The sequence below is a fragment of the Heyndrickxia sp. FW510-T9 genome (assembly GCF_058781025.1).
Window position 1 is genome coordinate 15,214 of record NZ_JBYSWK010000024.1, and the last position, 14,136, is coordinate 29,349.

Genomic DNA, 14,136 nt, shown 5'->3' on the forward strand with positions numbered 1-14,136 from the left:
TCGTACATTCAGATTGGAGAAACCCATATTTTTGGATAGTAAAAGGAATTTTTATTAGCCCTGTTTCATTAACTTCCGTTTTCAAAATAGAATTTTCCCATTGAACATATGGATTATCTGGTAACTCGACGAATACTTCAGCGTTCTTCTTTAGATGATTTTCAAGCTCAAGATAACACAATTGTTGTTTCTTTGTATCATATCTTTTAGGTTGGTAGACTGTTTTAACCTTTAAAGCTTTTTTAGGATAAATTCCGATTGCAAATAACGCAGGTATTCCGTTCATGTACACTTTTATCTCCGCACGCGGATGTGTCACCCACTCATTCGGTTCCTCACCATTTTTTATGAGGACAGGTAATGCTAGTATTTGTTCGTCTTCAATGGTCGTAACCTGTGTCTCGTTTACATGGATCCGTTTATTTTCAATCCCCTCAACTCTTACGTTAACTTTTTCTGTGGATTTATTTTTAATAGAAAGCTTTAAAAAGGATTCTCTGCCCTCAATTTGCGTATGCTCATTCATAGATGCTTCCATTAATACGTCGTTCGTTTCAATAAGGCGAATTCCTCTACCGCTTTTTTCAATTTGAATTCGAAGAAAATGCGTCTCATTTTCCCATACGTATTCAAAAAAAGTAAATCCATTTTCCTTTATCCCATCAGGCTTCACTTCGATTACCCTGACGTTATCTTTATACCAGTCTAAATGGGCAAAATACGGCTTTGTTAATTCATTTTGAAGCACCAGTGGGATGAAATTCATTAAATGTGTTGTATTGTCTCGATCTTCCCAAAAGAATCCGCATTTTTTATATAATGGAACCGCTTTGACATTTCCTGGCCATGTGTACAGATCAATCCTTGGAAATCCAAGTTCCACCGTTTTTTCCACTGCTTTTAATACAAGTTGCTTCCCAAATTTCTTCCCATGGTAACCGGGATGGACATTCAATAGACGAATATATAAAGCATCGTTATCTTCTTTATATTCCGATATTCCGCAGTAGCCCACCACTTTTTCACCATCTAAGGCTAAGTATAAGAAGATATCTTCGGAATTAGCTTCTTGCTGCTTCACCTGGGCTTCTGTCTTAACGCTAGCGTCTCCACCCCAGCTTTCACGACTTTCGTTCCACATATCCGCAACGGACTTTGCTAGATCCTCATGATATTTTACAATTTTGATTGATTCCGTTATTGATTTCATATAATGTATATCCCCCTATAATTTTCATCCATTCCTTTACTACGTAGAGTCGTCCTTATTGTTTTTTAATAATTTTCTTGTTTTGAACATCATAATTCCCTCTCCCTTCATGTATTGGAGTTTTTTTCCTCCTTCCGTAATACTAAATCAAGTTTCTGCTATTGTAAATATTATTCCGAAAAATGATTCTATTCCTACTCTTTTAAAGTAAAATCATAAATATGTGGTATGATAAATTTAGGTACATAAATGCAAAAAAGTGAGGATTCATAATGAAAATTACGAAAACTAATGCTATGCGTATTTTAGATAAAGAAAAAATAGCATACTCTATCATCACCTATAATCCAGATGACGGGAAAATAGATGGCGTATCAGTAGCTGAAAAAATTGGAAGAGATACAAATGAAGTATATAAAACATTGATAACTCAAGGTACTAGCAAACAATATTATGTGTTTGTTATACCGGCCCATGAAGAATTGGATTTAAAAAAAGCGGCAAAAGCGGTTGGCGACAAAAAAGTTGAAATGATTCCTGTGAAGGATATTACGAAAGTATCAGGATATATACGCGGAGGCTGTTCACCTGTTGGGATGAAAAAATTATATCCAACCATTATCGATTCTAATGCAGAATCATTACAGGATATCATTGTTAGCGGCGGTAAAATTGGGGTGCAGATTGAATTAGGAACTTCCGATCTTATTGGCATTATTCGGGGGAAATTTGCAGAATTATTGAAGTAAAATTCGAGTGGGAATTCCCACTTTCATTGTCATGAAAGACAAGAAGATCTTCCACATCCAAAATTTCATTAACGCAAAATTATATTCCAAATTTGGGCTTCCTGAACATTTAGACAGATGAATTTTGCAATCGAATTTCGTCTAAATAAAAGAGAATAAAAAAACAACAATCGAGTGAGATCATTCAAAAGGAGGATTTTCATGGATAACAATCTGAATCAATCGTTCGAAATTGCATTTACGCGCGTATTCGATGCCCCTCGCGAACTCGTATTTAAAGCATGGACAGAGCTCGGGCATTTCGCGAAATGGTGGGGACCAAAGAGGTTCACCCTCGAAATCGTTAAAATGGACGCTCGATCAGGTGGCGAGTTTTTAGGTATTCAAACGTCTCTTGACGGAAATCAGGTTTTGTGGGGGAAATTTGCATACCAAGAGGTTGTTGAACCTGAGAAAGTGGCTTATATCCGATCCTTTTCTGATGAGCAAGGCAATACGGTCCGAGCGCCTTTTAGCGTGAGCTGGCCTCTTGAAATTATGAATATCATAACGCTAGAAGATGACGAAGGTAAAACTGTTTTAAAACTGAAGGGTTTCCCTGTGAACGCTTCCGCTGAGGAACAAGAAAACTACAAACGTATGGCTCCAAAGCTTCAACAAGATCTTGAGGGTACTTTCGATCAACTTGCCAACTATCTTGTCTCCCTGAATTAGAATGCGATAAAAAAGTTAATCGGCCCAAAAAACCTTAATCACTTTGAATATTACGTTTCAACTGGGAATGTTTGTTCAATAAAACAGGAGCAGTCTAGGACTTTATTTTATCGTCCATGGCTGCTGCTGTTTCGGTTTGAAGTAGAAGACGGAAGAAAGGAGAAGCGTAAGCGTGGCATCTCTAAAGAGCTTATTATACAGTTTCCCCCAGAGCAACAATATAAGCGAAAACAGCGTAAAATTAAAACAGAGTTGTTTCTGACAAGCATATAGATTCTCGAATTTAATGTATAAACCGATAGGCAAGACTATTGCTTTGACATTAACCATTCAACAGCTTCATTAAAATTTTCTGCAACAAAATCAGGCTTGACCTCGCCCCAACGTCCAAAAAATTCATTGTTTTTGTATTTGGTGAAAGCTTCTTTCCCACTACCTGTTTTCACTAAAATTTTCTTACTACCAACCTCATCTGCTGCTAGTAAATCAGTCCATCTATCTCCAATAACTACACAATTCCTCAAATTTAAATTATTATCCTTCGCTGCCTTTTCTAGCATTCCTGATGAAGGCTTTCTACATTGACACCCTTCATTATGTTGGTGAGGACAAATATAAATTTTATCAAATCCAAAATCTATGAGTTCATTATAAAAATTTTCGAATGAAGCCTCCCCCATTGAAATACCTGGCTGGTTTGTAAAGGAACATATTAAAATGCCTGCCTTTTTTAATTTCTGTATTGATTCTGAAACATCAAGGAATAGCTTAAACTCCCCAGGATAAGTAACTCTATCATTTCCTCCGATTGTTCCATCCCTATCTATGAAAACAGCTTGAATGTTCAATATTTCCACCTCCAAATCAGATATATATTCCAAATAAGTATTCTTTAAAGTTTACATTATTTTCTTTATTTAGGTACTACTTATTTCACTAATCTGCATGGTGATTAAGCTTACCTGCCCAATTATAGCTCTAATTCATGCAAAGCAATAAACAATGACACAAATAAAAAAGGAGACGTGTTACAATAACTGGTTCCGTTTTCTATCACAAATCCAGAAAATGCAGCCAAAAATGTAACCCAATTTGTACCGTGTTTTATATTTGTTTATGCATTAAAAGAAATGGCTCAATATAATGGAGAACGGAGCCATTTCTTTTATAAACTTTTATTAGCTTTTTGAACTCCCGTTAGCATAAGTGTATTATTTAACCTACCGTTGCAAAAAGATAAATGTTATATAATGAGACTTGTATAAGCAATTATCGCTTTAAAATAGGTTTTCACATTAATTGACATAACCAACAAAGAAAATTGCTATTATCACTGAGATAGCTACTATGTATTTCAGTGGACCTTTTTCTCTTCTTGCAAATGCTATAACACTCAAAATCACACCAATAATATATATTAAGATACCTACACCAATAATTATAAAAAACAGTCCCATACTAGATGTACCAAAATAATACGTTGCAAAAATTACAAACAAAAAACTTATTAAAATTACTATTAAAGAAGAAATACTAAATTTCTTGTTCAAATATTAAACACTCCCTTCATATTCAACTCCTCTGATCCACAAATTAACTTTTTGTTATATTTAGTGTAATTTTACACTAAACTTGATTAAATAACAAGAATATTCCCATTTTTTAAAACAGGTGATAAATCTAGTTATTTAAGATATTTGCGATTTATTTACTCCTACTTTTTCGAATTGTAGGGATAGTTAAAAAATATAAGGGGGAGGATTATCGGTTATAAATAATATCCCTCCAACTATATACTCTTTCAGCGATACCAATTTGATTGCTACACCGGCAGAAATGCTTGTAGTTGCTGCACGTTATTATTACGGATTTAACCGTATGCTTCATGATTTATATGAAACTTTAGATACTGACAAAAAACATCCGTACCTAGCAGAGTTTGAAAATGGACTAATGACGCAAAAAGTTATTGATGCTGTCCGCCAGTCTGCAAAAGAAGGAAAAAGGATAAGTGTTAAATAAAAATAAGGTGCCTATCAACTACGCTAGGCACCTTTCTTTGAGACAAAAAATTTATCACTAAGTTCATATTAAAACCGAATCTACTTCAAACTATGATTTCATCGGAAACAACAAAAAAACAGGTTTTGTAGAATACGATTCCGCATTTTTTATATAATGGAACCGCTTTGACATTCCTGGCCAAGTGTACAGATCAATCCTTGGAAAGCAAGTTCCACCGTTTTTTCCACTGCTTTTAATACAAGTTGCTTCCCAGGGTAACTGTAATTTAATAAAAAATATGGATTAAAGAGCTGTCCATCCTCCGTCAATTACTAATTCTGAACCAGTCATAAAGCGGGATTCATCAGAAGCTAAGAAAAGTGCTCCATAAGCAATATCTTCTGGTTCTCCAAAGTATGGAAGCTGTGTGAATGTTTTATAATATGGTAATGCATCTTCCATGGTTGGCAATGTCATAGGTGTGACAACGATACCAGGGTGAATAGAGTTTACCCGGATTTTTTCTTTACCATATTCAACAGCAGCGGATTTTGATAGAACTCGAAGTGCTCCTTTTGCAGCGGTATATGGGCTAGTACCCGCCATACCAACAAGGCCGCCAATGGAAGAAATATTGATGATGGAACCGCCGCCTGCTTTTTTCATTTCGGGGATAACATATTTCATCCCAATCACGCAGCCGTTTAAATCAATATCCAAAATTTTATTCCATTCATCCATTTCCATGTTTGCGATTGTTTTAGGAGAAGACACTCCTGCATTATTTAGAAGAACGTCGACTTTTCCGTATAATTTTACGGTTTCGGCAATGACGAACTTCCATTCCTCTTCAGAGGTAACATTATGTTTAATTGCAACTGCCTCGCCGCCATTATCTTTAATCTCTTTTACTACTTCGTTCAGTGCTTCAACTTGCAGATCTGTTGCAACAACTTTTGCTCCTTCTTTTGCAAATAGTTTTGCTTCAGAAGCTCCCATTCCCATTGCTGCACCTGTAATAATAACCACTTTTTCGTTTAAACGTCCCATTTCTCAATCATCCTTTCCATCGTTATATAGCTGTATCTATAGTAAATACTTCATTAGTTATAAATCTTAGAATGCAAGATTCGATATACTAAACAACAACGATCACTTACATAAATTGTTGACTTAAAAGAATTCATTGCGCGCCGAATTTATTCCATTTTAAAGAGATTCAAGTAAAATGAACCATAACTATCATTATATTGTGAACACATTAACAGTTTGTTGTTTTATCAACACCATGGTGTTAACATCATTATAACAATCAGCTGTAAAAGGACAACCAACAGCATTTATCAATATGTCGCATTATCGACAATGTATAAAAGAATGTTGTGAAAGAAAGAAAAGTAATACACGGAGGCTAAAAATGTCGAAAAAATTGGATCCGCGTGTTGTAAGAACACGTCAAATGTTAAGAGATGCACTTGTGGAATTAATCAGTGAGCAAAGTTATGAGAAAATTACCGTTCAAGATATTACGAAGAAAGCTATGTTAAATCGTGCCACCTTCTATCTGCATTATCGTGACAAATTTGACCTTCTGTATCAAAGCTCAGAGGAAATTTTAAATGATTTAACCGAAAGCATTAACTTATCATTTAATGAAAAAGAGGAATTTGATTTTTTAAGTGGGAAGCCGCATGAAAATTTCATTCATTTATTTGAACAAATATCGCTAAATAGTAAATTATATAAGGTTTTTCTGACTGAAAAAAATATGCCCCATTTCTCGGCCAGTATGAAGGATGTCCTTATTAATTTTATTTCAAGAGGAATAAACACGATGCAACCAGATGATAATATGCTCACTGTACCTCGAGAAATCGCCGTCCACTATTATGCTTCCGCTTTTCTCGGAGTGATTGTTTGGTGGTTAGAAAATGATATTCCTTACACTAGTACCTTTATGGCAACACAGCTAATGAAGCTCGCAATAATGGGGCCTTATGTTGAAGACCCATTTTTTAATTAGAAAAAAATCCATTTTGAAAATAGATTCATCAAAATGGATTTTTCTCAACAGATTCATGTTAATTTTTTATAGTGGACTAACAAAAAAAGAGGATTATGCCCAAAAACAGCTCTAATTCAACTCATAAAGCTTCCTTAACGGTTCAAAAAAGGTTGGATATGAAACCTTAATGGCTTCACTATTTTCAATAGCCGTTTCACCATCTGCAAGACAACCAGCAATGGCGAGCATCATTCCGATACGGTGATCTCCATGGCTGTTAACTTGCGCTCCTTTTAACGGGGTTTTGCCATGAATAATTAACCCATCTACAGTTGTTTCAATACGCGCACCCATTTTATTTAATTCATTGGCTACTGTATCGATGCGATTGGTTTCTTTCACCTTTAATTCGCCAGCATCCTTAATTATGGTCGTTCCTTCCGCTTGTGTAGCGGCGAGAGCGATGATCGGAATTTCATCGATTAATCTTGGAATCAAATCACCAGAGATCTCAGTTGCTTTTAAAGAGGCAGATTTAACTTTTAAATCGGCGAATGGTTCAAAGGATTGTTCATTCTCCCCTGATACTGTTATAGAAGCCCCCATATTCTCTAATACATCGATGATCCCCGTTCTAGTTTGATTTACTCCAACACCTTGAATGGTTATATTACTATTAGGAATGATAGAAGCCGCAACCAAGAAAAATGCCGCGGACGAAATATCTCCTGGTACATTGATGATAGTGGCAGTTAAGCTCTGTTTCCCCGCAATAGATACTGTTTTACCACTTCGGTGTACCTTTACACCAAATGCCTCAAGCATGCGTTCAGTATGATCTCTCGAAACTTGAAGCTCCGTAACAGATGTTGTTCCGGTAGCATGAAGTCCTGCAAGCAGGATCGCCGATTTAACCTGTGCACTGGCTACTGGCATTGTATAATCAATGGAATGCAAGTTTCCTCCGTTAATAGTGAGTGGAGTATACTTACCATCTTGACGTCCATCCATTTTTGCACCCATTAACCGTAATGGTTCTACAATTCGATTCATCGGTCGTTTTGCAATGGAAGCATCCCCTTGCAAGCAAGCATATAATGGCAAACCTGTCAGCAAACCCGATAACAAACGGATGGTTGTTCCTGAATTTCCAACTTCAAGTACAGCTTCAGGATCACGTAATTGTTCTACCCCATTCCCATCAATTTCTACGTAATCTCCTTCTTGTAAAATTTTTACCCCAAGCTGTCTTAGACATGAAATTGTACTCAAACAATCTTCGCCTGGCAAAAATCCTTTCACCACTGTTTTTCCTTTTGCAATTCCGCCTAGCATAATCGCTCGATGGGAAATCGATTTATCCCCAGGAACGACTATCGTGCCATTAATACCATTCTTTATTTTCTTTACTACTTGTAATGTCACTAGTATCACTCCTTCTATCCTTTAACTGAATTCATTCTGCAATCTTTAAACACGGATTGGTAAAGAATCACGGTATTCTTTTGCCCCTTCAAAAAAATTCTGGATCGCTTGTTCATCACCAGCTTGCAAAACAGTAGTCAAATGACGAATTTCGTTCATCCATTCCTCCATTAAACCGAGTAAATGATTGCGATTATCCATAACGATATCGCTCCAAATACTTGGATTACTGGAGGCAATTCTTGTGATATCACGAAATCCTCCTGCTGCCATTTGGTGAATAAGTGGCTCTCTGATCGCATGTTTTTTTGCTTGGTTCACCAATACTCCAGCCATTAAATGGGGAAGATGACTAATCATTCCTACTATGTAGTCATGCTCATCTTTGTCAAGAATATGGAGATGTGCATTGGTGCCACTTAACCAATTCTTTAATTCACTTATTCTTTTATTACTTATTTCAGGAGCAGGAGTAAGAATATAATACGCACCGTCAAATAAATGTAAGTCGGCGTTTTCTACTCCGGTTTTGTGTGAGCCTGCTATAGGGTGCCCTCCAATAAAGGTTACTTTTCCATTAAACACCTCATTGGCAGCCTCCATTAACTCGCTTTTTGTACTACCTGTATCTGTAATTATGACATTATCTTTTAATTTCATCCTTGATAATTGTACCATTATTTTTCTCAGTTCTAATACTGGTGTTGATAAAATGATTAAGTCAGCGAGTTCTGCTCCCTGCTGTAAAGAGTCCACCTTTTCGTCAATAACGTTGAGTTCAATTGCTTTTTCCATCTCATGTTGATGAACATCCAAACCATAAATTTTTGCTTTAGGATGCTGATTTTTTATTGTAAGGGCAAGCGAGCCACCTATTAATCCTAATCCTACAATAAATACATTTCCTTTCATCACTATACCCCCATTATTACTTTCCCATCATTGTGCGTTCTTTTATTAATTCCTTTATTGCCGCTCTGACTCTTTCATTTTGTTCCGCTAATCCAATCGTAATTCGCACACATGTTGGAAACCCTAATTGTTTACCTGATCGTACGATAATCCCCTTCGTTAATAAAAACTGTGAAACCTCGTCACCATCACACTCGAAATTAATTAGTACAAAGTTCCCTTCTGAAGGATAAACCTTTAGCCCATTCTCTAAGCAAAATGTATTATACTTTTGCCTCTCAACGGCATTTTTATGAAAGCATTCCTTTACAAATTCTTGATCGCTTATGGCAGCGGCAGCAGCTAATTGACCAAGAACATTTGTATTAAATGGCGGACGAGCCGCATCTAATTTTTGAATAATGTCGACAGATGAAATTCCATATCCTACTCGCAAACTAGCAAGCCCGTAGATTTTCGAAAAAGTCCTCGTAATCATTACGTTAGGGAATTCTTCTAGCAATCCGATCGTGTTACCTGGTTGTTCCACATATTCAAAATAAGCTTCATCTAGTACAACAAACACATCCTTTGGAACTTTCTTCATAAATGTCCAAAGTTCATTGATAGGGATATAAGTCCCTGTTGGATTATTAGGGTTACATACCCATACCACTGTTGTATTCCTATCGATGGCTGAAAGCATTCCGTCTAAATCATGTCTACCATCCACCAATGGGATTTCCCTAACCTTCCCGCCCTCAATCATGGCATTATGTTTATACTGTGAAAAAGTAGGGGTAGCCATCACCGTATTTTTGCCAGGTTGTATTAAAGCCCTCGAAATGATTTGGATTAATTCATCTGTTCCATTTGTAAAAATTAATTGATTCGGATCAACCTCTAAAAGTGAAGCAGTCTCCGCTCTTAGCATGCTGGCTTTTGCATCTGGGTAAATATTTAATGAACCTCCAAATTCTTTTAATGCTTTATCTACATTTAGTGAATGACCATATGGGTTCTCATTTGAAGCTAATTTGATAATCGAATTTTGCGTATTAAGATTCTTCACTTCAACAATTTGTTTACCTGGTTGATATGCATGTAGTTGATGCATTTGTTCTTTCCATTTCATTTTAATTTCACTCCTTGTTATTATCTTGTAAATCTATAAAAGTTTTTCTGAGTAATTCCTGATCAACTTTTTGCCTAACGGGTTTTCCTATATCCTGCAGCAAAACGAACATAGGTTCATTTCCAACTGATTTCTTATCTCGAACCATCCATTTCAGTATAGATTCAAATGAACAATTCACAGGAATTTTCCACTCATACCCCAATTCCTCTAGCCAACTGATAAAGCTTTCATAAGGAAAATCAAACTGATAGATTTGCTTACTTATGTTCAAGGCATAAACGATTCCAATCATGACAGCTTCCCCATGCGTTAATTCACCAAAACCCGCGGACGCTTCCAAGGCATGGCCGAGTGTATGACCGAAATTTAAATAGGCACGAATATCTTTTTCCATTTCATCCTGCTGCACAATATTTGCCTTGGTTTCAATACCTTTTTTCAAAAACTTTTGTAAAGGTAATGCAGTTAGATCTTCAAGTGATTTTGTTTCATTCATCAATTCCTGTAAAAAAAGTGGATCTGAAATGACGGCATGCTTAATAATTTCCGCAAACCCACTTCTTTTTTCTCGAATGGATAATGTTGCTAAAAATTGAGTATCATAGATAACCAGTTCCGGCTGCTTAAAGGCACCAACCATATTTTTTCCTAGTGGATGGTTAATCCCTACCTTTCCACCGACCGCACTGTCATGTGCCAAAATGGTGGTAGGAATCTGAATAAAGGCAATCCCCCTCATATAAGTGGCGGCAACAAACCCTGCTACATCTCCAATTGCCCCTCCTCCAAAAGCTAAAACAACCGAATGTCGATCCATCCCGTGATGAATTCCAAATGAAATACAATCTTGATAAATCTCAAATGTTTTCGCCTTTTCACCATTTGGAGCTATATAAATATGGGTTTCTAAATTAGGAAGATGGTCCGCAAGTGTGTCTAAATGCCGTTCCTCCAAATACGTATTGGTGATGACCCATAGCTTTGAATATCCGGTTAAATGCTCCTTTAAATTCTCGAGGATTTCTCTACCTACATAAACTGGATAGTTTTTCGATGCAGTCGAAACATTTATGACATCCATGTTAAAATCCCCTAGCATATAATCTGTGCTCTTCAACGGATTGCTTCAATGACTCAAAGCGATCACTACTAAATTGTTCAGTTATGGCAGTCGCCAGTTCCCATGCGACAACCGCTTCTGCCACCACACTTGCTGCTGGAACGGCACAGCTATCGGAGCGTTCGATACTTGCTGAAAAAGGCTCTTTTGTATCAATGTCAACGCTTTTCAACGGTTTATATAAGGTAGGAATTGGCTTCATTACCCCTCTTACAACAATCGGCATCCCTGTTGTCATTCCGCCCTCAAATCCCCCTAATCTATTTGTAGAACGAACATATCCTTGATCCTCATTCCAGGTAATTTCATCATGTACCTCACTTCCCGGCATTCTCGCCATCTCAAAGCCTAGGCCAAACTCTACACCCTTGAAGGCATTTATACTTTGTATTGCTTGAGCAATATTCGCATCCAGTTTCCGGTCATATTGAACATAGCTCCCTACACCAATTGGCATACCCTCCACTATGACCTCCACAATACCTCCAATTGAATCACCATTTGTTTTCGCTTGATCAATAGCCTCCATCATTTGTTTTTCCACTTTTTCATCAAAGCAACGAACAGGAGAATCCTCGGTTTTTTGCTGTAATTCTTGAATATTTTCATATTGTGGTGGATTTGCTCTCACTCCGCCAATTTCTAAAACATGCCCGGCAATTTCAATTCCTAGCAGTGAAAGGAGTTTTTTAGCAACCGCTCCTGCTGCAACCCTAACCGTTGTCTCTCGTGCTGAAGAACGCTCTAGAACATTTCTCATATCGCGATGTCCATACTTAATTCCACCAACTAAATCAGCGTGCCCTGGCCTTGGTCTCGTTACCTTTCGCTTCACTTCTTCTTGATTTTCCAAATCCAATGGTTCAATCCCCATGATTTTTGTCCAATGCTTCCAATCATTATTTTCGACGGCAAGGGATAACGGTGAACCTAAGGTGAAGCCGTGGCGAACACCCCCAGTAATATTTACCATATCGGTTTCAATTTGCATCCTTCTTCCACGTCCATGCCCTTTTTGACGGCGGGCTAATTCATGATTAATATCTTCTACAGTTAAAGGCATCCCCGCGGGTAACCCCTCGATAATCGTTGTCAGCTGCGGACCGTGTGATTCACCTGCTGTAATATGTCTCATTGTTGATATCCTCCTTTGACCCCTGCCGAACTGCAGGGATCTACTAATCTTTTTTTTATAAAAATGCTCTTACGCTAATTTTTCTTGTAATGTTTTTAATTCCTGAATAAACTCATTAAACTGCGGAATATTCATTTGCTGTGCGGCATCTGATAATGCTACCGCCGGGTCTGGATGAACTTCTGCCATAATCGCATCAGCACCAATGGCCATCGCAGCTTTCGCTGTTGGCAGCAATAAATCTCGTCTTCCTGTCGAATGTGTCACATCGACTACCACTGGGAGATGGGTTTCTTTTTTCAAAATAGGCACTGCCGAAATATCCAACGTATTTCGTGTCGCTTTTTCATAAGTACGTATCCCACGCTCACATAAAATGATTTGATTATTTCCTTGTGAAATGATGTATTCCGCTGCATGGATGAACTCTTCTATCGTGGCAGAAAGTCCTCGTTTTAAAAGAATTGGTTTATTCACTTTCCCAACTGTTTTCAGCAAATCGAAGTTTTGCATATTACGTGCCCCGACTTGGATAATATCTACGTAGTCTAGTGCAAGGTCTACGTCATTAGATGAAACAATTTCACTAATAATCGACATCCCAAATTCATTTCCGACTTCTCTTAAAATCTTCAGGCCTTCTACCCCTAAACCTTGAAAGTCATAAGGTGATGTCCGTGGCTTAAATGCGCCACCACGCATGATGTTCAAGCCTTGCTTCTTCATAGCAACGGCAACCTCTCTAACTTGTTCAAAGCTTTCAACCGCACAAGGTCCCATTATAAATCTTTGTTTTCCATCACCGAACGTTTCACCATTAATGTCGACAATGGTATTTTCAGGTTGAGCCTTCCGAGACACTAGCAATACTTTCCGACTATCATCTTCTTGAAGTTCTAAGCTAGCTTTAAATATTTCTTTAAAAATATGTTGAATAGTTGATGTTTTAAAATGTCCGTTGTGATGCTTAATAATTAAATCAAGTGATTCTCGTTCACGAACAGGATCAAAACGAGTAACTCCTTGTTTTTTCTTTTCTTCTCCAATTTCTTGGACTACTTCAGCTCTTTCGTTTAATAGATTTAAAATTTCTAAGTTAATCTCATCAATTTTGTTTCGTAATTGCTCTAATTTATTGGTTGTCATCTTTATTCCTCCTGAAATTTATGTTCAAATTCGTGAATTTTTTTTTGTAAAAATTATCCCTAAGTATCAATTCTAAACAAGCATCAACTCCTTTAAGTTTGTTATTGCGGTAATAAAAAAAGTCCCTACTGGTTTTCCAGTAGGGACGAATTAGTTTCGCGGTACCACCCTAGTTGTGAACTGTCTTGTTCACCTCTCGATTTTGTTAACGATCATTGACCGTCTCTCCCTTCACAAAGACGACTCTTTGTTACGAAAAAGAAGCTCCAGGACTGTAATTCATGTTGATCTTTGTACTGATTTGCACCACCATCAGCTCTCTTGAACAGGGAGATCTTCCACTACTTGTTTCCTTTCATTGCATTGCATCTTATTTAGTTTTGAAAATAAAAAAGTCCCTACTGGTTTTCCAGTAGGGACGAAACTTTTCGCGGTACCACCCTAGTTGTGAACTGTCTTGTTCACCTCTCAATTTTGTTAACGATCATTGACCGTCTTTCCCTTCACAAAGATTTCTCCGTGCTACGAAAAAGAAGCTCCAGGATTGTAATTCATGTTGATCTTTGTACTGATTTGCACCACCATCAGCTCTCTTAAAC

The 14,136-nt window shown here is 37.2% G+C and carries 13 protein-coding genes, 1 pseudogene and 2 other annotated features (1 of these 16 only partly in view); of the genes and pseudogenes, 4 read left to right on the top strand and 10 right to left on the bottom strand.

Annotated elements, in window-relative coordinates; translation table 11 throughout:
* Positions 1 to 802: 802 nt before the first annotated feature.
* A pseudogene (locus tag AC3WJF_RS13290) lies at positions 803 to 1,210 on the bottom strand (GNAT family N-acetyltransferase); the annotation flags it as partial.
* 272 nt (positions 1,211 to 1,482) lie between these two features.
* On the opposite strand from AC3WJF_RS13290, the gene ybaK reads away from it, so the two are divergent.
* Both ybaK and AC3WJF_RS13300 read left to right on the top strand, forming a co-directional pair.
* Entirely contained in the window at positions 1,483 to 1,959 is a 477-nt protein-coding gene (gene ybaK, locus AC3WJF_RS13295) for a Cys-tRNA(Pro) deacylase (protein ID WP_492452922.1), read from the top strand.
* A 201-nt stretch (positions 1,960 to 2,160) separates the two neighbouring features.
* Positions 2,161 to 2,673 carry an SRPBCC domain-containing protein gene (locus AC3WJF_RS13300; protein ID WP_492452924.1) on the top strand — a complete coding sequence of 171 codons (513 nt, stop codon included), beginning with the start codon at positions 2,161 to 2,163 and terminating at the stop codon, positions 2,671 to 2,673.
* Between the two features lie 308 nt (positions 2,674 to 2,981).
* On the opposite strand, the gene AC3WJF_RS13305 is transcribed toward AC3WJF_RS13300, so the two are convergent.
* On the bottom strand, positions 2,982 to 3,530 hold the full coding sequence (locus AC3WJF_RS13305; RefSeq protein WP_492453010.1) for an HAD-IIIA family hydrolase: 549 nt from the start codon (positions 3,528 to 3,530) through the stop codon (positions 2,982 to 2,984).
* Positions 3,531 to 3,968: 438 nt separating this feature from the next.
* The gene (locus AC3WJF_RS13310; RefSeq protein WP_492452926.1) at positions 3,969 to 4,223 is read right to left on the bottom strand and encodes a hypothetical protein; all 255 of its coding nucleotides are present in this window, start codon (positions 4,221 to 4,223) and stop codon (positions 3,969 to 3,971) included.
* A 265-nt stretch (positions 4,224 to 4,488) separates the two neighbouring features.
* On the opposite strand from AC3WJF_RS13310, the gene AC3WJF_RS13315 reads away from it, so the two are divergent.
* Positions 4,489 to 4,695: a Gfo/Idh/MocA family oxidoreductase gene (locus tag AC3WJF_RS13315; protein WP_492452927.1), complete on the top strand. Its 207-nt coding sequence runs from the start codon at positions 4,489 to 4,491 to the stop codon at positions 4,693 to 4,695.
* Positions 4,696 to 4,980: 285 nt separating this feature from the next.
* On the opposite strand, the gene AC3WJF_RS13320 is transcribed toward AC3WJF_RS13315, so the two are convergent.
* The gene (locus tag AC3WJF_RS13320) at positions 4,981 to 5,727 is read right to left on the bottom strand and encodes an SDR family NAD(P)-dependent oxidoreductase (protein WP_492452929.1); all 747 of its coding nucleotides are present in this window, start codon (positions 5,725 to 5,727) and stop codon (positions 4,981 to 4,983) included.
* Positions 5,728 to 6,094: 367 nt separating this feature from the next.
* Between AC3WJF_RS13320 and AC3WJF_RS13325 the strand changes: the two genes are divergently transcribed.
* Positions 6,095 to 6,700, top strand: coding sequence for a TetR/AcrR family transcriptional regulator (locus AC3WJF_RS13325; protein WP_492452931.1), 606 nt, complete (start codon positions 6,095 to 6,097; stop codon positions 6,698 to 6,700).
* A gap of 111 nt (positions 6,701 to 6,811) precedes the next feature.
* On the opposite strand, the gene aroA is transcribed toward AC3WJF_RS13325, so the two are convergent.
* The 6 genes from aroA to AC3WJF_RS13355 all read right to left on the bottom strand — a co-directional run bounded on the left by aroA (position 6,812) and on the right by AC3WJF_RS13355 (position 13,537).
* Complete coding sequence (gene aroA, locus AC3WJF_RS13330; protein WP_492452933.1) at positions 6,812 to 8,107, bottom strand: 3-phosphoshikimate 1-carboxyvinyltransferase; 1,296 nt, start codon at positions 8,105 to 8,107, stop codon at positions 6,812 to 6,814.
* A gap of 45 nt (positions 8,108 to 8,152) precedes the next feature.
* The gene (locus AC3WJF_RS13335) at positions 8,153 to 9,019 is read right to left on the bottom strand and encodes a prephenate dehydrogenase (protein WP_492452935.1); all 867 of its coding nucleotides are present in this window, start codon (positions 9,017 to 9,019) and stop codon (positions 8,153 to 8,155) included.
* Positions 9,020 to 9,035: 16 nt separating this feature from the next.
* Complete coding sequence (hisC, locus tag AC3WJF_RS13340; protein WP_492452938.1) at positions 9,036 to 10,133, bottom strand: histidinol-phosphate transaminase; 1,098 nt, start codon at positions 10,131 to 10,133, stop codon at positions 9,036 to 9,038.
* 7 nt (positions 10,134 to 10,140) lie between these two features.
* Positions 10,141 to 11,217 (bottom strand): 3-dehydroquinate synthase, encoded by a 1,077-nt coding sequence (aroB, locus tag AC3WJF_RS13345; protein ID WP_492452940.1) that lies wholly within the window; start codon positions 11,215 to 11,217, stop codon positions 10,141 to 10,143.
* Between the two features lies 1 nt (position 11,218).
* Positions 11,219 to 12,391: a chorismate synthase gene (gene aroC, locus AC3WJF_RS13350; RefSeq protein ID WP_492452942.1), complete on the bottom strand. Its 1,173-nt coding sequence runs from the start codon at positions 12,389 to 12,391 to the stop codon at positions 11,219 to 11,221.
* Between the two features lie 69 nt (positions 12,392 to 12,460).
* Positions 12,461 to 13,537 carry a bifunctional 3-deoxy-7-phosphoheptulonate synthase/chorismate mutase gene (locus tag AC3WJF_RS13355; protein ID WP_492452944.1) on the bottom strand — a complete coding sequence of 359 codons (1,077 nt, stop codon included), beginning with the start codon at positions 13,535 to 13,537 and terminating at the stop codon, positions 12,461 to 12,463.
* 138 nt (positions 13,538 to 13,675) lie between these two features.
* Positions 13,676 to 13,905 (bottom strand) — a binding site (T-box leader).
* Between the two features lie 43 nt (positions 13,906 to 13,948).
* Positions 13,949 to 14,136, bottom strand: a binding site (T-box leader); it runs 220 nt beyond the window's last position.

What these genes read in the sequence shown, in the direction of transcription:
- AC3WJF_RS13300 (WP_492452924.1), top strand. Translation starts at nt 2,161, where the DNA reads ATGGATAACAATCTGAATCAATCGTTCGAAATTGCATTTACGCGCGTA.
- AC3WJF_RS13335 (WP_492452935.1), bottom strand. Translation starts at nt 9,019, where the DNA reads ATGAAAGGAAATGTATTTATTGTAGGATTAGGATTAATAGGTGGCTCG.
- hisC (WP_492452938.1), bottom strand. Translation starts at nt 10,133, where the DNA reads ATGAAATGGAAAGAACAAATGCATCAACTACATGCATATCAACCAGGT.
- AC3WJF_RS13325 (WP_492452931.1), top strand. Translation starts at nt 6,095, where the DNA reads ATGTCGAAAAAATTGGATCCGCGTGTTGTAAGAACACGTCAAATGTTA.
- AC3WJF_RS13355 (WP_492452944.1), bottom strand. Translation starts at nt 13,537, where the DNA reads ATGACAACCAATAAATTAGAGCAATTACGAAACAAAATTGATGAGATT.
- aroB (WP_492452940.1), bottom strand. Translation starts at nt 11,217, where the DNA reads ATGGATGTCATAAATGTTTCGACTGCATCGAAAAACTATCCAGTTTAT.
- aroC (WP_492452942.1), bottom strand. Translation starts at nt 12,391, where the DNA reads ATGAGACATATTACAGCAGGTGAATCACACGGTCCGCAGCTGACAACG.
- ybaK (WP_492452922.1), top strand. Translation starts at nt 1,483, where the DNA reads ATGAAAATTACGAAAACTAATGCTATGCGTATTTTAGATAAAGAAAAA.
- AC3WJF_RS13320 (WP_492452929.1), bottom strand. Translation starts at nt 5,727, where the DNA reads ATGGGACGTTTAAACGAAAAAGTGGTTATTATTACAGGTGCAGCAATG.